This is a genomic window from Alkalihalophilus marmarensis DSM 21297, from assembly GCF_000474275.2.
Classification (GTDB): domain Bacteria; phylum Bacillota; class Bacilli; order Bacillales; family Bacillaceae_D; genus Alkalihalophilus; species Alkalihalophilus marmarensis.
Window position 1 is genome coordinate 151,380 of sequence record NZ_ATAE01000003.1, and the last position, 18,917, is coordinate 170,296.

The window sequence follows — 18,917 nt, forward strand, 5'->3', positions numbered from 1 at the left end:
AAAGAGCCGACTCCTCAAATTGGTGGAGCCGGCTTCTTTAGGCTTCATTACGCTTCCCTAATATGCCATAGAAGAAGATATTTGTAATGTCTTCAGTAAGAGGCAGGATATTTTTATAAACATCTTCACGCTGCACATAGTCCTTCAACATCTGAATGTAGAAGATAATCGCTTGGTCCGAGAGATTAGGATCTACATAGCCTTGCTCTTTTCCCTCTTTAAAAAGGTGTTCAAAATAAGGCAGTGCTTTTTCTATATAGATCTTCTCAATATAATTCTCTTCTTTTGTATACTCCTTCATTAAGTATTGATAAAATTCTTCATTTATTTGTTTTGCGACTTCTTTTTTATTGAAAATAAGCTTCTTGATTTTCTCTGGGAAAGGGATATCTGAGAAAACAGTCTGCTCAAATTGAGCTGAAGCTTGGTCGACATAATAGATAAAGACTTCATGTATAAGTTTATGTTTACTCTCAAAATAATTGTAGATCGTTACTTGTGATACATTTGCTTTTTTTGCGATTTCAGAAATGGAGACCTTTTGAATACCGTACTCCATAAATAACTCTAGAGCAGCTCCTAAAATTTGTTGTTTCTTTTGTTCGCGTCTGCGCTCAAATCCGTCCATAATGTTCACCTCTATAACATAGTTTAATAAAAAATTTGTAATAAAACAAATGAAATAGTTCATAAACTCTTGTCAAGGATTCCCTTTTTGTATATTATGAACTAAAGAGGTTAATAAATTTCAAAACTTGAATAAGGTGTTATAAACATTGAGGGGGAACATACATGACCATTTTAGAAACGAAGGACTTAACGAAGCGATTCGGGAAGTTCACGGCATTAAATGGGGTAAATGTAGAAGTAAATAAAGGGGAAGTCTTTGGATTTATTGGACCCAATGGCGCAGGGAAATCGACAACCATTCGAATTCTTCTTGGACTATTAAAGGCGTCAGAAGGTTCTGCTGCCATTTTTGGTAAGGATGCTTGGAAGGATGCATTGGAGATACACAAAAGGCTGGCTTATGTCCCTGGTGATGTCAATCTATGGCCGAATCTGACTGGCGGGGAAGTCATTGATTTATTTATGAAGCTGCGCGGAGGTGTTAATAGAGCCCGTCGTGATCAATTAATTGAAACATTTAAATTAGATCCTGCTAAAAAATGCCGTACGTATTCAAAAGGGAATCGTCAAAAGGTTGCACTTGTCGCAGCTTTTGCATCTGAGGCGGATTTATATATCCTTGATGAACCGACATCAGGGCTTGATCCGCTGATGGAAAAAGTGTTTCAGAAATGTGTAATGGAAGCCAAGGAAGCCGGTAAAAGTGTACTGCTCTCAAGTCATATCTTATCTGAGGTTGAAAGATTATGTGACCGCGTTGGTATCATACGCGAAGGAGAGATTATTGAAACTGGTACGCTTGATGAGCTTAGACATTTAACACGTACTCAAATGTTTGTGGAGACAAAAACACCGATTACAAATCTCGAAAACATTCCTGGAATTTATGATATTGAAATAAAAGATAGGGGAGTCAGCTTTCAAGTCGATGCAAAGACATTAGATCAAGTAATGAAAGAAATCAGCGAATATGGTCTAGTTAAGTTGGAGAGTTCGCCGCCTACTCTAGAAGATTTATTCATGCGTCATTACGAGGGTTCGTCTGCTCATGGAGGGCAATAAGATGGGTAGACATGGATTTATAAATACAGGCAAGATGACTCGGTTTATCTTAAGGCGAGACCGGGTGCGCCTCCCTATATGGATTCTCTCTATCGTCTTTATCACTATTTTGACAGCGACATCCTTTATTGATCTTTATCAAAATGAAGAGGAAAGACAAGCGATTGCTGAAACAATGAGAAATCCAGCGATGACTGCAATGGTCGGACCTGGTTATGGGCTTGACAATTATACTGAAGGGGCGATGATGTCTCATCAAATGTTATTATTTACGGCCATTGTTGCTGCGATTATGAGTATCCTCTTAGTCACCAGACATACAAGGGCAGATGAAGAAGACGGAAGGATTGAGCTTATTCGTTCATTGCCTGTAGGACCGCTAACGAACCTAAGCTCCGTAATGACAGTGATGGTGGGAGCCAATATTCTGTTAGCTCTTTTAACGGGATTTGGTTTAGCAGCTCTTCAGATTGAAAGCATGGACCTTTCTGCATCCTTGCTTTACGGGTCTGCAATCGGTTCGGCGGGGATCTTTTTTGCGGCTATTACAGCGCTTTTCGCCCAGCTCTCAGAAAATTCAAGAGGTACAATAGGCTACTCGTTTACCATTCTTGGCTTATCTTATTTGATTCGTGCAGTAGGAGATGTTAGTAATGAAACACTTTCACTCTTCTCACCTCTTGGCTGGATTTTAAGTACAGAAGTCTATGTGAATAATTACTGGTGGCCGATTGTGTTAACGTTGGGGGCATCAGTCATTGTCTTCGTTCTAGCTATGTATCTTATGACAAAAAGAGATTTAGAGTCAGGGCTTTTACCATCTAAACCTGGGAAGACCTATGCAAGTAAGCTTTTACTTAGTCCTTTTGGATTGGCTGTAAAACTACAGCGAACAGCGATCATTGCCTGGGCAATCGGAATGTTTATCCTCGGGGTCTCATACGGCTCGATCTTTGGCGATTTAGAGTCGTTTTTTACTAGCAATGAAATGCTGGTAGAAATGTTATCTCCTGTTGAGGGAGTGACCTTAACGGAGCAATTCTCTACGATGCTGATGGCTGTTATGTCAATGATTTCTACGGTGCCTGTTTTATTATTCGTACTGAAACTAAAAGGTGAAGAGAAAAAAGGACGAAGCGAGCATTTACTGACTCGTGTTGTATCAAGAAATCAATTGCTAGGAAGCTATGTGATTCTAGCAACCTTGTTTAGTTTCATTATGCTGTTTCTTGCCATGCTTGGTCTATGGAGTACAGCCAACACAGTGATAGAAGAAGCAATCCCATTTTCATCAATGTTCTTTGCTGCGATGGTCTATCTTCCGGCCATCTGGGTAATGATTGCTCTAGCAGTGTTCGCACTTGGCTGGATACCAAAAGCTACAGGCTTATCATGGCTATATCTCGGATATTCTTTTTTAGTTGTGTATTTAGGCGGGTTGCTGCAATTTCCTGAATGGATGGCTAAGATTTCACCATTCGGTTATATACCCGAATATCCGGTTGAAGAGATAAATGGATGGACGCTTGCCATTTTAACTCTTATTGCGGTAGGACTAATCGTACTTGGATTTATTGGGTATAGAAAGCGAGATATCGAGGGGTAATAATAAGGCCGGCTGCATTTGCAGCTGGCCTAAGTTTTTACTCTAGTGTAAAACAGGTAAATAACAATAGTTTTGCAGTAATGTTATTTGTTGAAATATATGTTTAAAAGAAAAAACCAAAAATAGGTAGCTATCGTCTAATGGTTGAAAGGAGGGAAGGGATGCATACGTATTATGAGAAGACAGAGGAAAAAGAGATGGATAAAGAAGCCTTGCTTACAGAGCTGATGAATGAATATGGAAATGGTGTTTTGAAGCTTATTTTCTCATATGTTCATCAGCAAGATATAGCAGAAGATTTAGCCCAAGAAGTCTTTGTGAAAGTGTATCAAAAAATTGATCAATTCGAACAGCGTTCCAGCTTGAAAACATGGTTATACCGTATAGCGATTAACAGTAGTAAAGATTATTTAAAAAGCTGGCATACCAAAAATGTACAAACATCCAAAGAGGGCAACATGATAGAACATATGGTTGACTTAAGAACACCGGAAAGTAATTTGATAGAGCGGACAGAAGAAGAGGAATTAGTAACAAAGGTTTTAAGTCTTCCTCTTATGTATAAAGAAGTCATCTATCTTTACTATTATGAAGAGTATTCCATCCAGGAAATTAGTGAACTGCTGCAGATAAATAAAAACACGGTAAAAACAAGATTATTTCAAGCAAGAAAGAAATTGAAACAAAGCTTTGTTGGAGGTGTGAACTAAGTGGAAGATCAATTTAAACACTTTAAAAAAGCTATGGACGAAACTCATTTTAAAGGGTTGACATTTGATTTTAAGAACCAAGAAAAGGTAAAAGCTCGAATTAATCAATCTATGAACGAAGAACAAACAAAATTATACTTACTGCAGACTTTACAGCATGAAGCGAAATCAGGCTTTGAGGTTTTGCAGCATATAGAGCAGATGGGAATAACGCATTTTGAATCACAGGAGGGAATGTTATATCAACTTCTTCACCAACTTGAGAGGGAACAAATCATCCAAGGTAATTGGAGCAGTGAAGAAGAAAAATACTATCAACTAACAAAAAAGGGACTGAAGCAATTGAAGAAACTTCAGCAAGAAAGATTTAGTCATCACTCCCATCGTTTAAAGAAGGAGGGCTGGGTATGAATGAGCAGTTCCAAACTTTTTTAAATGCAGTTAAGCAGCAAATGAAATCCAAGGAAGGTCAAAAGCTGGTTGAAAAAGAATTACTGTCTCATTTAAATCATAGTAAGCAAACAGTTATGAAAAGGGGGCATCATGAGGAAGAAGCTGAGAAGATGGCCGTTGAACAGATGGGAAATGCTGTTCTGCTTGGACAAAAGATGAATAAGCTTCATTGTGAAAGAGTAGATTGGTGGCTTGTTTCAATTGTAGGAAGCCTATTACTGCTAAGTTTTGCGCCTTTTCTATTTTTTGACTACCAAATGAATATCTATGCCCAGTTAATATCAGTAAGTGTATCTGTCCTTATTATTTTTACTTTGATGTTCACTGATTATCGTAAGGTACTTCACTACTGGAAATGGTTTGGATTAGCGGCTGGATTTTATATGGTTGCCTTAAACGTTGAGGGGCTCACTTCAATGGTGAATGGGAGAGTGTTTATCTCCATCTTAGGAATGAATATCTCTCATTACTTTCTGCTTTTTCTTTTATTTATAACTATTGTAGGGTTAATGAGTGAGAAGAAATGGACAGATCGTAAACGTATTGTATGGAGTTTATTATTACTGTTTGTATTTGTAAGATGCTTTATGTTAATACCTGAGACCATGCTTGCCGTTCAGTACATCATATTATTTTCAACAATTGTCATATTCTCCAATCAAAATTATAAGGTAAGGTCATGGGTTTTATGGGTAGTTTCTGGTTGCATTTTCATGTTTGCTTATTTGTTTGTGGCCTTTCTACCCTTTTCACATAGACTTGAAAATTTCATTTCCTTTTTAAATCCAGAAGCTTCTTCAAACGGCTCAGGCTATATATACATAATGATGAAAGAAGTATTAAGTAAGGCCGGTGTATTTGGCCCAAAATCAGAATTAACGAATGACCTATTTCTTGGGCACACAGAACTGATCCTAGTGGCTTTAACTTATCACGGTGGATGGATATTAACTTCTATCATCCTCGTAATTTTTGCTGCTTTGTCTGTGAGATTACTGCACTCTTTTAAGAAAATGCATACTGAAGCGGAACGACTATTGATGGTTGGAGGGGGAGTGCTGCTATTATTTCCATTTGTGCTTAATACGCTATTGACTTTTGGTTATGCACCATTTGTAGGTTCGAACCTCCCTTTCATCAGCTACGGCGGGAATGAGAAACTTTACTACTCGTTTATTATTGGATTTATGTTAAGTGTATATCGTAGAAAAGATGTGATGATAAATACCGAGGTAGAAATAGAGAAATAAGTTCAGGTCGATCGAAAAGGGTCGGTCTTTTTTGTGGAATAAAATGTTAAAATAGAAGCTACGCAAATATATAGAGGTGCGATATGAAAAAAGTGAATTGGGTGTTGGTTTCATTACTTGGAATGATCATTGGAACATGGTTTATTATTTCGATTCTACAGCCGCCTATGTGGGTCGGTCATTCTGCTGATAAAAGTTGGACCGCAACATATGAAGTGGAACATAGTTTGAAAGAAACGTGGAAAGGTATGGTTTTTTGGAATGGGGAACAGGAAGTGATTTTTACTGAAGTTGAGCTTACAAAGAACGGAACACCGATTCACGGCTGGGAAAAGGATGAACACATAAGCAGCAAGGGTGAATATATGTATCTCTCTTTAGGAGAAGCAGAGGATAATCGAGATGACAGATTACATTTAACCATTCATTGGCGTGATGAGACTGGTAACTACAAAGAACAAATAGAGCTTTCACCAAAGACAAGGTATTTAATAGTGCCGAGGCTTAATTAATATAAAGTAAAGCCTCGCCTAGAACAATCTGGGCGAGGCCAACTTCTAATGAGGCAAATAATACTGCGGAGTTCTGCTATTAAAAACAGGTACATTCTCTCGTACTTCTTTAACTTTCTCAATAGTAAGAGAAGCAACAACGGTTTCTTCTTTATTTTGTGAAGCGATATAAACAAAGTCTCCCCATGGGTCCACTATCATAGAATGTCCACAAAACTCAACACCGTCATATTCGCCGACTCGGTTAGAAGAGATGATATACATTTGGTTTTCAATGGCTCTTGCTTGCTGCAGTACTTTCCAGTGGTTACTTCTAGCTTCAGGCCATTCTGCTAAAACAAATACAGCTTGCGCACCTTGAAGAGCTAAACCGCGCATGAGCTCAGGGAAACGAAGATCATAACAAATAATTAACCCCATTTTTTGCCCGTCGAGCTCAAAAATTCCCGCGCTATTTTTCCCGCCTTCTAAATAAAGGTGCTCATTAAGCATAGGGACAAGGTGCATCTTGTCATATTGGTAAATAAGCTCACCTGCTCTATTAATCACAACAGCACGATTGTAGATCTTCCCGTGCTCTTTTGTTGCAAAGGATCCACCTACAATATTAATCTGAAATCTTACTGCCAGCTCTTTTAATAAATGAATTGTTGTCTCAGATGTATCTTCTGCTAAATCTTCCAACTCATCTAATGTGTAGGCCGTTGTCCACATTTCAGGCAAGACGACCGTATCTGGAGGATCCTCTTTACAAACAAATTCCACCCAATTGGCTACTTTCTTTCGATTTTGTTCAGGCTTGCCCGGTATGATATCCATTTGATAGACTGCTATCTTCAATGAAATCCCTGCTTTCTGTGTATGAGATGTTTCTATATAAATTGATGTGTTAGTTTTAAGATAAAGTAAATGGAAGATTCGGTCAAATGCTAAAACATGAGTAAGGAATAATTATAATCATCTTCAAAGATATGAACCAAATAAATAGGCACGAATACAATAAAAGATCATTAGTTCGAGTGGGTGATGCTTATGTCACGCAAACATAATCGTAAATACAATCGTTCGTTTAAAAAGAACGTTTTAGATGATAATGGACAGATCAGTAAAGAAAGCAAAGCTGAATTAATGCAAAGATTAAACGAGGCAGAGAAAGAAAGGCACCCAGGACTTACTGCTGCTGAGAATAAAGTGTTAGCTGGAACCTGGATTCAAGCAGTAGGGACACTGCTTGAGGCCCAAGGGGTTACAGAAGAATATTTAATCACAGTAGCAGAAGAAGGGGAAGAGGGATTAGAGGCAGAAAGACAGGCTGTTTTTGGGATATGGCTGCAGGTAATTGGTTCCTTTTTAGGAGCAATCGGGGCTTGGCAGCAGCTCTCAATTGATGAAGAAATTCAGCGTAAAGGCTTAAAACTGGGCATTATCGGCAGCTGGTTTGAAGCGTTTGGTGCTGCCTCAGAAGCGGTTGCAGAGACACAAGGCTTGATTGAAGGTGAGGAAGAAGGCGTTTTACCATAGAACCATTTCAAACGAGAATGGTTCTTTTTAGGGAATACCAGTCTTTAGATGGACATACCCTCTAGAAAGGGGGAGATGTTTTGAAGAAAAGAATCATAGCTGTTGGGGCAGGGGCTATTTTGACGACAGCCATCATCGTATCAACACTATATAGTGATCCGCCTGTTGAGGATGTTGTATTAGAACATGCTGAATTCGATAGTCAGCTGGCTCATCAAGAAATGGTTTCCATTTCTGAAGCTGTTATGAATGCTTTAGCTGATTATGAGATTATTGGGGATATTCAAATCAACTACCAAGAATCGATTTCCATTACAACTTCAGAAGATCAATCAATTGCTGAAGAAATGCAAAATGAGATACTCCAAGCGTTGAATTCAGAAGGGTTATCTTCCGTTGCTAATATTAATACTTATGACATCATTATAAAAAGTGAAGTGTACGAAAAGTAAAAAACGAGCGCTGCAGCAAAGCAGCGCTCGTTTTTTACTTAGTATGTTCCTTTAAAAACGCTAAGAGCTTTGGCCATGTCTCTTTAGCTGCTTTGGCATTGGCAGCCTTAGATCCTCCAAATGTCATCGTCATTCGACCTCCAACTTGCATATGAACATTTGCGGGCATATTTGGGAGACTATAAGGGAACGTCAAAAAATGTCCGGCTTCTTCGAAATAAAGGTGCTGATTGTTATCAACAGTTTCAGATACTGCCAAATTCTTCGCTATTTCTCGTGAATAATAAGTAGAAGGCCAGAGTTGATCATCATCTCCAGATACCGTCATAACCGGTACATTAATCATTTCCACAGGTATCCGAGATGAGGCGATTTTCTCTTCGTTTTTTAAAGTGTGATCCCAGATAGATAGAAATGAAACAGGGCGCTTCAGGAGCCAATTTTTCCAAATCGAGAAGATCGTAGAGGGACGGTAGACAAATTTCATATATGGCAATGACTGCTCTTTGTATGTCCAAGCAGGTATAGGAGCAAAGATTGTATTTTTAAGGCCTGATGTCACGTATGAACTAGGGGCTCCTGCAATAATTGTTTGATAGTCATTAAAAACAGCACCTAAAAGTAGAGCAAGTTCCCCGCCGCGAGAGTAGCCGATTAACGAGACGCCTCCATTCGTTGAAGGGTGTTCTTTTAACCAAGATGTTGCCCCTTGAAAGTATTCAAGGGGAATCTCCTCAAGGTCACGCGGCACACCTTCTACACCAAAGTATGCTAACGCTAACACCGAATATCCTTTAGACGCAAGCAGTGCTGCAGCATGTTCTTGAACTCCTCCGTCAGACCCTCCTAACAAAATAATTCCGTGATGAGACATGTGGTTCTGCGGATGAAATAGGATTCCGTTAAAAGAAGAGTCACAAATTGATACTCTATTAATTTTTTCTTTATCGTAAAAGTAACGAGTAAGAGAAACTTGATCGGCTATCTCCCCGTCTATCTCTAGCTGAAGCACAAAAGTAAGAGGGGTGGCTGTCGTCTTCTCGAAATAATCACGCGGTCTGCATCTGTTCTCTCCACAGACCAAAATAATCCAGAAGCATCAGCTGAACTGTATGTACCTTGAATAGGAATAGTGTGTGAAACTTCAACCTCTCCCTTTTCATCAGCTTGAAAAACAGCATAAGAAGCAAAGTTCTTGCCCTGATCATCATCTGCAAGAACTCGAATGGTAAACTCTTGATTAGCTGGACAATTTATCACTTTGATCGTTAATTTCTCATCAATATAGGAAACTGTTTTTGAAATAAAAAGGCTAGGTTGCGGCATACATTCCTCCTAATAATCAGTAGATATTCATACGTTATACCTTCATGGTTCAATAAAATAAGGATAGAGCTATTACCCTCTATCCTTATGCGTCAACATTTGTAGAATGAAAAAAACTTTACGTTAATTGCTGCTCAGCAAATTCACGGTATAAATCATGAGTGGAAACTAATTCTTGGTGAGTACCAATCCCTGTAATTTTTCCTTTTTCAATAAAGATGATTTTATCCGCATGAACGATGGTTGATAATCGGTGAGCAATGACAAAGGTTGTTCGTCCTTCCATTAAACGAGTCAGAGCTTCTTGTACGATTCCTTCAGATTGACTGTCAAGGCTTGCTGTTGCCTCATCCATCATCAGTATTTTAGGATCACGCAAGAAAGCGCGGGCAATCGCAATTCGCTGCCGTTGTCCGCCGGAGAGTTTCACACCTCGTTCTCCTACTTCTGTTTCAAGCTGCTCTGGAAACTCTTTTATGAATTGATCGGCATAAGCCATTTTCGCAACTTCCCATAGACGGTCATCAGAAATCTCTTCTTTTTTATCTAATCCGTAGCATAAATTCTCACGGATCGTTCCCGCCATCATTGGACTGTCTTGAGAGACATAGCCGATTTGACTTCTCCAGGATGCCATCGACAATTTTGATATAGGTGTTTCACCAACAAAAATCTCACCAGACAAAGGCTTATAAAACCTCTCGATTATCGCAAACATGGTTGTTTTACCACCGCCGCTAGGACCCGCAAATGCAACCATTTCACCTGGTGACACATCAAATGACACGCCATTAATAACCGGTTCATCTGAGCTGTAGCCGAAAGTGAGATCACGGACATGAAGCGGGTGGTTTGTAATGTCCATCGTTATTCCTTCTTGTCCTTCTTCTAGCGGGATCTCTAAAATATCAATAATCCGTTCCGTTGCTCCTTTCGCTTTTTGAAGCTGAGTAAAGAACATCGTAAAGGAGGTGATAGGGAAGATAATTTGAAATAAGTAAAGTAAGAAAGCTACAAGAGACCCAGTAGTCATTGTTCCTTCCGCTACACGAACTCCGCCATAACCAATAATGATCACAATGATTACCATTATCATTAAATAGATCAATGGGCCAATCATAGCGAAGATACGAGCTTCTCTTAGCCCAAATCCAAATAATTTATTGATGCCTGTTACTCCCTTTTCTTCTTCAACGACCTCAGCATTTGAAGCTTTCATCAAGCGGATTTCGCTTAAGGTTTGCTGAACACTTCCAGTAAACGCAGCTGTTTCATCCTGAAGGCCTCGTGAAATCTTAGCCATTTTTCTGCCGAGCGGAATAAGAATGACAGCTGTAAGAGGAACAGAGATGAACATGAGCAAGGTCATTTTCCAATCCATAATAAATAAGATAATAACTGCCCCGATGATGGTGATAATACCTGATATAAAATTAGGAAAATGCTGTGAGATCAAGTCTTTTACGATCCCAGTATCATTTACGACACGGCTTACTGATTCACCGCTCGTTTTCTTATCAAAGTAGTTAACAGGCAGCCGTAGTAATTTAAACCACATTTTCTCACGCAAGGCAGCTACAATTTTTTGCCCGGCATAGGCAAGTAAATACATAGATAATCCATCCGTAACAGCCTGCAGAATAAAGACAACCCCAATTAAAATGATCAGCCACACACTTAAGGATTCAACTGAAAAGCCGTCTACAAGTTCTCTTGTTAACAAGGGGATTGAAAGACCGACGAGTGTTGTAATCAAGCTGCCCACAAGGCCAAGAGTTAGGGCTAGTTTAGGAATCTTTGTTGAAAGGATAAGAGAGATAAAAGGCTTGATGCTTGTTTGTTCATTTTGGTTCATTTGTTCACGTCCTCATTTTGCAATATACATATAATCAGGTTAGTTAAATTTACCATAAACCTGTGCAATAGTCCTGTTTATAGATGAAAAGAAGCTCATTTCAGAAAAATGAAAAAATGGATAGCCTTCTCTCTCTAATTTCGTTTATACTAATGAAAAGTATTTCTGTAATCGAAATATATCGAAAGTAATTTGCCGAGGTGAATAAACATGAAGCGCGGAATGAGAGCAGAAGATTTATACAAATTAAAATCAGTAAAAAACCCACAACTCTCCCCGGATGGTAAAAGAGTTGTGTTTGTACAAACAGTAATCAATGAAGATAAACACGACTATGAATCACATTTGTTTATCAGTGACTTAGATGGTAAACAAGTACGTCAATGGACATTTGGAGATGGATCAGACAATACACCTGCATGGTCTCCAGATGGACGTTTTATTGCCTTTACATCTACTCGCAGCGGGAAATCTCAAATTTACCTTATCAGTGCTGAGGGAGGAGAAGCAAGACAGATTACGTCTTGTCTAAATGGAGCGAAAAATCCAATATGGTCACCCGACAGCTCCAAAATTCTTTTTGAAGGATCAATAGCCCCAGATGAGTTGCTCACCGATATGAAAGAGGATAATAAAGAAAAAAATGACGACAAGCGGCCTGAGCCGATGGTGGTTGAAAGAATCCGCTATAAGTCAGATGCGACCGGGTTTCTTGATGATAAAAATCAGCACTTGGGAATCGTGACGGTTGAGACTGGAGTAGTCGAGCAGCTGACTGATGGTGATCGTGATCATGCTGCTGGCGCTTGGTCAGCGGACGGTCAGAGTATTGTATTTTCTGCAGACTTAGGAGAGGATCCTGATTTTAGCCATATATCTGATGTATACATCATGTCCCTTGCTGACAAACAGATCACAAAGATTACGCCAAGTACTGGTTTCTTCGGAAATTCAAATTATTCACCAGACGGCAGATACATAACATTGATTGGACATGAAAAAGAATACAAGAGTGCGACATTATCTCGTGTATGGCTTTATGAATTGGAGTCACAATCACTGCAATGTCTGACCGCAGACTTGGATATTCATGTTGGAGATATTGCAATAGGCGATTTTCACTCTGGTACCGTAAACCAAGGGGCGGTTTGGACGAATGACAGTAAAGGATTTTATTTTCTTGTAACCGATCAAGGGAGGACAGCTGTATATTATGGCACAATTGAAGGAGAAATGTATCCGGCAATGAATGATGATGAGCATGTGTACGGAATGACCATCAATCCTGATACTCACGAGGCTGTTGCAGCAATAAGTTCCCCGATACATCCTGGTGATCTTTTCAAAGTGGATTTATCAACAGGTGAGAGAACACAGCTTACGTATGTAAATGACGATTTCTTTAAGGAAATAGAACTTTCTTCAGCTGAACCAATCACATTTCATGCACCGGATGGCTGGAAGGTTCATGGCTGGGTAATGAAACCATTTGGTTTTGAAGAAGGGAAGAAATATCCGACGATTATTGAAGTTCATGGCGGACCTCACGCAATGTATGCCAATACGTATTTTCATGAGTTTCAAATGCTCGCATCAGCAGGCTATGTCGTCGTATTTACTAATCCGCGCGGCAGCCATGGTTACGGTCAAGCCTTTGTAGATGCTGTTCGAGGGGACTATGGCGGGAAAGATTATCAAGACGTAATAGCTGCGACTGATTATGCTGTGGAACATTTAGAATATGTCGATGCAGACAACCTAGGAATTACTGGCGGGAGCTATGGCGGATTTATGACGAACTGGGCAGTCAGTCATACTAATCGTTATAAAGCAGCTGTCACACAGCGTTCTATTTCCAATTGGCTGAGCTTTTATGGGGTGAGTGATATCGGCTACTATTTCTCAGAGTGGGAAGTAGGCGGAGATCTGATTGAGAACAGTGAAAAGCTTTGGAAACATTCTCCTATAGCCTATGTTAGCAAAGTGGAAACACCGCTTCTCATCCTTCACGGAGAAAAAGATTACCGATGTCCGATTGAGCAGGCTGAGCAGTTATTTGTGGCACTGAAGAAACAAAAGAAAGTGACAAAATTTGTTCGGTTTCCAGAAGCCAATCACGAACTTTCAAGAAGCGGTCATCCAAAGCTTCGTATCGAAAGGTTGAATCATATTAAAGGTTGGTTTGAAGAGTATTTAGATTAAATGAGTCACAGCCACTTTACTTGAGTAGAGTGGCTGTTTGATTAATAAGGAGGTTTTGTCTTGGATCTGCAAAGCGGTTTTGTACAATCGGTCACTCATTATTTTAAAGAAGCGGGAGTAAAGTGGCTTCAAACCCTTCCAACGTTAATTAAAGAAATTGAAGCTAAATACAACATAAAAATGGGAAAACCGTATGAGCTGTCCATTAATTATGTTGCACCTGCAAGGACTTTTGAAGGCGAAGAGGTTGTTGTTAAAATTTGTTTACCTGGTTTAGGCTTTGAATGCGAACTGGATGCTCTCGAGAATCTAAAGGGAGGTGGAATTGTTCAGGTACTTGGGTCTGATGCCAAGCTCGGTGTAATGATTCTTCAGAAAGTGAGCCCAGGTGATACGTTAGCTTCTTGTGACAGTGAAAAAGAAGCATGCCTGATAGCAGCCAATGTGTACAAAGAATTGAAAGGCTCCATCGTAACAGAAGAGAATGATCTCTCTTTTTCCACAGCGAAAAATAGAGAGGAGAGCCTTCGAAAGATGATTGAAGAGCACCCTGAAGGAATTGGACCTCTTTCAAGAGATAGGCTTGATGATGCGTTAAAGGTCTTTACCTATCTAAATGACTCCACAAAGAAAAGGTATGTTTTGCATGGAGATTTTCATCACTACAATATTCTCAAAGGTGAAAAAGGATGGAAAGCAATCGATCCTAAGGGGCTTGTTGGCGAAAGAGAGTACGATCTTATTCAGTTTATGTTAAATGTATTACCGGAAGCAGGGATCGAGGAAGTCCTTATGCAGCGTGTCACCCTTTTTACAGAGCAGCTCAATTTGGATAGAAAAAGGCTGCTTCTCTACGGCTATGCCCATTCCGTTTTAGCAACTGCTTGGACATTTGATGAAGAGGGAGGATACAACAAGCACTTCTTTCAAACGATTGAATCATTTAAAACTATTTATCTGGCTGAAGCTGGTGAATGGCTCATTAAATAATAAAGAAGGTATTCGACGCGTAACATCAACCAGCTCTCTCCCATAACCTAGTATGGTTAATGAGGAAAATAAGGAGGGGGCTTTATGGGTAATTATTTTGATGAAATACAACACTTGAAGAACTCAGAATATGCCGTTCTACAACCCGTCATAACAGATACCCGAGACGATCAAAATGAAACAGACCATGTGTCAATTGCTGATCAGTGGGTGGAATATATTCAGCCGCTCGTCACATTCGTTCTTTAAGAAGTAAAAGAAGGAATTAATATGACTCATCTATTTCAAGAATAAATTTTAGCCGGCGTTCTTGTCGGCCAAGGCTTCTCACCTGAGGAGGCAATTGCTCAGGTAGAGGAGTGGGAGAAGACGGGAGAATCACAGCTATTACAAGAGAGCAAGCAAATGGACAAAGGTGAAACGAACTAAGAAACAGCCCTTGAATGACACTTCAAGGGCTGTTTCTATTTATCATAAACTTGCGAAGCTTGTATAAACTAAAGAAGTGAACGTTACATTTGGGAGGTCTACATATGAACATGAGCCAATTAGTTGAGAGGATTACTACGTTTTCAAAAAGCATGAGAAAAGAAGTACTTAAACAGTTCTCACATGAAAAAACGCATAGAATCGCTGTTTATCATTTAGCAGAGGCTATTCTAACGAATAAACAAACGGTTAAAAAAACGGAAGAATGGTTAGGACTTGTCTTCAATGAATATCGACTAACAGTAGGCCTGATTGATTTTAAATTAGAAACAAAAGGAACGAACAACGAAAAAATCATGAAATTAACAGCAGTTGAAAATGGGAATGATCTATTCTGCTATGAAGCATATGAACCGATTCAATCTGAACAAGACCTGCACGCCGTTCCCCAATATGTATTTGATTATTTAACGAAAGCATAATTAAAATACAAGGCGCAATTCATGTGCCTTGTATTTTTATGTGTTTCAGGGTTTGATTTACAAAAAATTGAAACCGGAGTTCACGTAATGCCGTAAAGAAAAATGAGTAGACAGACACGTGATAAAGGAGAGGGGAAGTAGGGTGAGAGCTGAAGCTGTTGAAACGAAAAAGCTGCTGTATATCTTTGGAGTGATTGTTTTTGGAGGCATGCTCCTTAATTCAATTATTGATGCAGGCATTTACTTAGAATACTATTCTGTAGAAAAATTATGGGAGTATCGTTTATTTATTGCAGGTGGTGCTGTGGTGTATTATGGAGCTGTTTTCTTATTTTATCGCTTCAGGATCACGACAAACCATGGAGGGTGATATGGAGGGTGATAATGAGGAATCACAATTTGACAGGAAAATGGCTTTTTTGGATAGGGTTTATTGTATTTATGACAGGTGTAGGATTTACTGAAAGTGTAGGAGCTTTTCTATCAAACGATTTTCCTAGCCTCTCTGTTCCTTTACTTATAACAGGAGGGATTATCATGCTGGCAACGAACTTTTTTAGAAATAAAAAGACACGAGGTTGATTACGTTTAAGTGATGATTAGATTTCTCCAAGCAAGAGGATGTAATTGTTTCATTGCTAGTTATATATGCGCTGGCTGAGAAGGCAATTGCTCCGGTGGAGATTGTTATTGTATTAATTAACGCTTTTATTGCGCCGGTTTCATGTTATTGTGCATGTTCAGCTGTGATATGCGTCAAGGTTAGCTCGCATTGTATTTTTTTACGTTTATTTGCGTCACTTAATAAAAACCACCAGTTCGGCCTAATGATAAGTGACCCGCTGGTGGTTTATAATTAATCAGTTCACTCCGATCATCACAGCGGCTACAAGTGCTGCCATGGCAACGATAGACCATAAGAGAATAAGCTTCCAGATAAACTTTGCCCAGCGTTCATACGGTATGCCTGCTACAGCAAGATATCCCATGAGTGAGGCAGAAGTGGGGATGATGGAGTTGCTGATTGCATCGCCGTATTGATAAGCGAGTACAGCGACTTGGCGTTCAAGTCCTAAAATGTCAGCTAGAGGCACCATAATCGGCATTGTAGCTGCAGCTTGTCCGCTTCCTGAAGGGACAAAGAAATTGATAAAGGTTTGAACGAAAAACATGCCGATCACATTTAACGAAGCTGGAAGATGTTGAATGAAAGCAGCTAGAGAGTAGATTACCGTATCTATAATCATACCGTCCTGCATCACCACAAGAATCGTTCGTGCAAACCCAACGATCAAAGCACCGAATACCACGAGTCTCATACCATCAACAAAAGAGGAGAAGGTCTTATTAATACCAAGACCGCCAACCAGTCCGCAAAGCAGCCCAATAATAATAAATGAAGCAGCCAGCTCCGTTAAAAACCAGTCCCAATTAAAGACACCATACATATTAATCAATACACCCGTTAGAAGAGCGAGTAGAACAAGAGCATGACGGTTGTTGAAATCAGCGATTTGACTACGTGCTTGTTCAGCGTCTGCCTCTACCGTATGTTCTAGATCATACATAACGGAGGACCTCGGATCATTTTTCACCTTTTTGGCATAACGTAATACGTACCATACCGCAAGAACGAGTATTAAAATATAAACAATTGAGCGAAAAGCAATTCCTGAAAACAGCGGTACTTCAGCAATCCCTTGAGCAACTCCTACAGTAAAAGGGTTGAGCATGCCGCCTATAAATCCACTAGCTGCCCCGAGTGTAATCATAGCGGTTCCGACAATAGAATCGTAGCCAAGAGATCTAGCAATCGCAATCCCAATTGGTACAAAAATAATACTTTCTTCGGACATACCCGTCGTAAACCCAAGAACCGAGAAGGTGAACATAACCATTGGTATAATTAACATATCTTTATTTTCTAATTTGTGAACCAGTTTGTTAATACCAGAATCAATGGCACCGGTAGACCTGATGACCCCAAAAGCTCCGCCGATTAAGAAGATATAGAAAATAATCGTCGCACCGTCTTGCATACCTTGAGGAATAGATTTAAATAATTCAAAAAAAGTGATCGGATTCTGCTCAACTGACTGGTAACTGTTGTCCACTACAACGGTTCTTCCGTCCACTTCTTGACGCTCATATTCGCCTGCCGGGATGATATATGTAGCAATAGCTGCTAACACAATGACAGCAAAAATAATTGCATATGTGTGAGGTGTTACCCATTTCCTTTTATCGTTTCCCATTACAGCATCATCTCCTCAGACCGAGTCGTCAATTCTTTAATTACAGCATCATCTACGTTAATTCCGAGACCAGGTTTATTGGTTATATTGGCATAAGGGAGAGAGTAGGTCAGGTCCCCAACATCTTTTGTGAATTTCGTTGGCCCTGAGATTTCGGTGGAGACGATATTCTTTTTTGCTAGAGCGACATGAAAGCCTGCTGCTGAAGCGATTGATGATTCAACCATCGAGCCAATCTGACAGTTAATCCCGAAAAGTTCTGCTTGAGTGGCCAATTGATAAGCAGGATAAATTCCGCCGCTTTTCATTAATTTAATATTAATGTAGTCCACAGACTGATGTTCAACTAATGTTCGTAAGTGCTGGGCATTAATTAAGCTCTCATCTGCCATTAAAGGCGTGGGAGATGACTCTTGCAATCTTTGAAACATAGATAAATCCATTTGGGCAATAGGCTGCTCAACCCACGTTACATCAAAAGGTTCAAGCTTTTTGATCATTTGTTTTGCCTTCTGAAAGGAGCCCCAGCCTTGATTAACATCCACACGAATGAGTAGGTCCTCCCCGATTGCTTCTCTTACGGCTTGCACACGAGCAACGTCTTTTTCTGAGTCAATTCCAAGTTTCATTTTGATTTCTTTATAGCCGTTGTTACGAGCTTGGATCGCTTTCTTTGCCAGGACATCAGGTTCAAGAATACTAAATACTTCTGGAATCATAGGCTGATCCCTTTTTCTGCCGCCAAGTAATGAATAGATTGGAAGGTTGCTAGCTTTCCCTAAGATGTCATAACAGGCAATATCAACTGCAGCTTTAGCTGCACCATTTCCTACAAGGGCAGCATTCATAAGCTCATGGATCTCCAAAATATTACGCGGGTCCTTATCAATAACAGCAGGGATCAGCTGATACTTTAAGGCATCAAATACGCTATGTACTGATTCGCCAGTCACATGTTCATCAGGCACGCTTTCTCCGTAGCCAATGATTCCTTGGTCAGTGTACATTTTGATAATAATCGCGGGCATCGTATCATATCTCGCATAGGAAATAATAAATGGTTCATTTAGTGGGAGCTCAATCATATACATATCCACTTTGGATATCCTCATAATTATTACTAACCTCCTCGTTGTTGTCGCTTTAATGTCGTTAATTATAAAATAATAGAATTCGAGTGAT

At 39.6% G+C, this 18,917-nt stretch carries 21 protein-coding genes; 14 read left to right on the forward strand and 7 right to left on the reverse strand.

The window, feature by feature from the left end; translation table 11 throughout:
* Window positions 1-37: 37 nt before the first annotated feature.
* Window positions 38-628: a TetR/AcrR family transcriptional regulator gene (locus tag A33I_RS00830; protein WP_022626579.1), complete on the reverse strand. Its 591-nt coding sequence runs from the start codon at window positions 626-628 to the stop codon at window positions 38-40.
* Between the two features lie 164 nt (window positions 629-792).
* Here A33I_RS00830 and A33I_RS00835 point away from each other — a divergent pair, with 164 nt between their 5' ends.
* From A33I_RS00835 to A33I_RS00860, 6 genes are all read left to right on the forward strand, one after another.
* The gene (locus A33I_RS00835) at window positions 793-1,692 is read left to right on the forward strand and encodes an ABC transporter ATP-binding protein (RefSeq protein WP_022626580.1); all 900 of its coding nucleotides are present in this window, start codon (window positions 793-795) and stop codon (window positions 1,690-1,692) included.
* A gap of 1 nt (window position 1,693) precedes the next feature.
* Window positions 1,694-3,298 carry an ABC transporter permease gene (locus tag A33I_RS00840; RefSeq protein ID WP_022626581.1) on the forward strand — a complete coding sequence of 535 codons (1,605 nt, stop codon included), beginning with the start codon at window positions 1,694-1,696 and terminating at the stop codon, window positions 3,296-3,298.
* A 161-nt stretch (window positions 3,299-3,459) separates the two neighbouring features.
* Window positions 3,460-4,008: a sigma-70 family RNA polymerase sigma factor gene (locus A33I_RS00845; RefSeq protein WP_022626582.1), complete on the forward strand. Its 549-nt coding sequence runs from the start codon at window positions 3,460-3,462 to the stop codon at window positions 4,006-4,008.
* Window positions 4,009-4,419 carry a PadR family transcriptional regulator gene (locus A33I_RS00850; protein ID WP_022626583.1) on the forward strand — a complete coding sequence of 137 codons (411 nt, stop codon included), beginning with the start codon at window positions 4,009-4,011 and terminating at the stop codon, window positions 4,417-4,419.
* Window positions 4,416-5,711 carry an FtsW/RodA/SpoVE family cell cycle protein gene (locus tag A33I_RS00855; RefSeq protein ID WP_022626584.1) on the forward strand — a complete coding sequence of 432 codons (1,296 nt, stop codon included), beginning with the start codon at window positions 4,416-4,418 and terminating at the stop codon, window positions 5,709-5,711. The genes A33I_RS00850 and A33I_RS00855 overlap by 4 nt, the downstream gene beginning before the upstream one ends.
* 83 nt (window positions 5,712-5,794) lie before the next feature.
* A complete protein-coding gene (locus A33I_RS00860) occupies window positions 5,795-6,223 on the forward strand; it encodes a hypothetical protein (RefSeq protein ID WP_022626585.1) in 429 nt (142 codons plus the stop codon).
* Window positions 6,224-6,268: 45 nt separating this feature from the next.
* Here the strand turns inward: A33I_RS00860 and A33I_RS00865 are convergent, their stop codons facing one another.
* On the reverse strand, window positions 6,269-7,063 hold the full coding sequence (locus A33I_RS00865; protein ID WP_022626586.1) for a carbon-nitrogen family hydrolase: 795 nt from the start codon (window positions 7,061-7,063) through the stop codon (window positions 6,269-6,271).
* 192 nt (window positions 7,064-7,255) lie between these two features.
* On the opposite strand from A33I_RS00865, the gene A33I_RS00870 reads away from it, so the two are divergent.
* A complete protein-coding gene (locus tag A33I_RS00870; RefSeq protein WP_022626587.1) occupies window positions 7,256-7,744 on the forward strand; it encodes a hypothetical protein in 489 nt (162 codons plus the stop codon).
* 80 nt (window positions 7,745-7,824) lie between these two features.
* Window positions 7,825-8,196 carry a hypothetical protein gene (locus tag A33I_RS00875; RefSeq protein WP_022626588.1) on the forward strand — a complete coding sequence of 124 codons (372 nt, stop codon included), beginning with the start codon at window positions 7,825-7,827 and terminating at the stop codon, window positions 8,194-8,196.
* 34 nt (window positions 8,197-8,230) lie between these two features.
* Here A33I_RS00875 and A33I_RS00880 read toward each other — a convergent pair whose 3' ends face one another.
* The 3 genes from A33I_RS00880 to A33I_RS00890 form a co-directional block, all read right to left on the reverse strand.
* Window positions 8,231-9,070: an acyl-CoA thioester hydrolase/BAAT C-terminal domain-containing protein gene (locus tag A33I_RS00880; RefSeq protein ID WP_152976418.1), complete on the reverse strand. Its 840-nt coding sequence runs from the start codon at window positions 9,068-9,070 to the stop codon at window positions 8,231-8,233.
* A gap of 125 nt (window positions 9,071-9,195) precedes the next feature.
* Window positions 9,196-9,522 (reverse strand): acyl-CoA thioesterase/BAAT N-terminal domain-containing protein, encoded by a 327-nt coding sequence (locus A33I_RS00885; protein ID WP_031311291.1) that lies wholly within the window; start codon window positions 9,520-9,522, stop codon window positions 9,196-9,198.
* A gap of 118 nt (window positions 9,523-9,640) precedes the next feature.
* Window positions 9,641-11,377 (reverse strand): ABC transporter ATP-binding protein, encoded by a 1,737-nt coding sequence (locus tag A33I_RS00890; protein WP_022626589.1) that lies wholly within the window; start codon window positions 11,375-11,377, stop codon window positions 9,641-9,643.
* Between the two features lie 210 nt (window positions 11,378-11,587).
* Between A33I_RS00890 and A33I_RS00895 the strand changes: the two genes are divergently transcribed.
* From A33I_RS00895 to A33I_RS00915, 6 genes are all read left to right on the forward strand, one after another.
* Window positions 11,588-13,579 (forward strand): S9 family peptidase, encoded by a 1,992-nt coding sequence (locus tag A33I_RS00895; RefSeq protein ID WP_022626590.1) that lies wholly within the window; start codon window positions 11,588-11,590, stop codon window positions 13,577-13,579.
* 60 nt (window positions 13,580-13,639) lie between these two features.
* Window positions 13,640-14,569, forward strand: a complete 930-nt coding sequence (locus A33I_RS00900) for an aminoglycoside phosphotransferase family protein (protein ID WP_022626591.1) — start codon at window positions 13,640-13,642, stop codon at window positions 14,567-14,569.
* 84 nt (window positions 14,570-14,653) lie between these two features.
* Complete coding sequence (locus A33I_RS20695; protein ID WP_022626592.1) at window positions 14,654-14,818, forward strand: hypothetical protein; 165 nt, start codon at window positions 14,654-14,656, stop codon at window positions 14,816-14,818.
* Between the two features lie 284 nt (window positions 14,819-15,102).
* On the forward strand, window positions 15,103-15,480 hold the full coding sequence (locus A33I_RS00905) for a hypothetical protein (protein WP_022626593.1): 378 nt from the start codon (window positions 15,103-15,105) through the stop codon (window positions 15,478-15,480).
* 142 nt (window positions 15,481-15,622) lie between these two features.
* A complete protein-coding gene (locus tag A33I_RS00910; RefSeq protein ID WP_022626594.1) occupies window positions 15,623-15,850 on the forward strand; it encodes a hypothetical protein in 228 nt (75 codons plus the stop codon).
* 14 nt (window positions 15,851-15,864) lie between these two features.
* A complete protein-coding gene (locus A33I_RS00915; RefSeq protein ID WP_022626595.1) occupies window positions 15,865-16,062 on the forward strand; it encodes a hypothetical protein in 198 nt (65 codons plus the stop codon).
* A gap of 278 nt (window positions 16,063-16,340) precedes the next feature.
* Here A33I_RS00915 and A33I_RS00920 read toward each other — a convergent pair whose 3' ends face one another.
* Together A33I_RS00920 and A33I_RS00925 are read right to left on the reverse strand one after the other, a co-directional pair.
* Window positions 16,341-17,735 carry a YfcC family protein gene (locus A33I_RS00920; protein ID WP_022626596.1) on the reverse strand — a complete coding sequence of 465 codons (1,395 nt, stop codon included), beginning with the start codon at window positions 17,733-17,735 and terminating at the stop codon, window positions 16,341-16,343.
* The gene (locus A33I_RS00925) at window positions 17,735-18,847 is read right to left on the reverse strand and encodes a mandelate racemase/muconate lactonizing enzyme family protein (protein WP_022626597.1); all 1,113 of its coding nucleotides are present in this window, start codon (window positions 18,845-18,847) and stop codon (window positions 17,735-17,737) included. The genes A33I_RS00920 and A33I_RS00925 overlap by 1 nt, the downstream gene beginning before the upstream one ends.
* Between the last annotated feature and the right edge of the window lie 70 nt (window positions 18,848-18,917).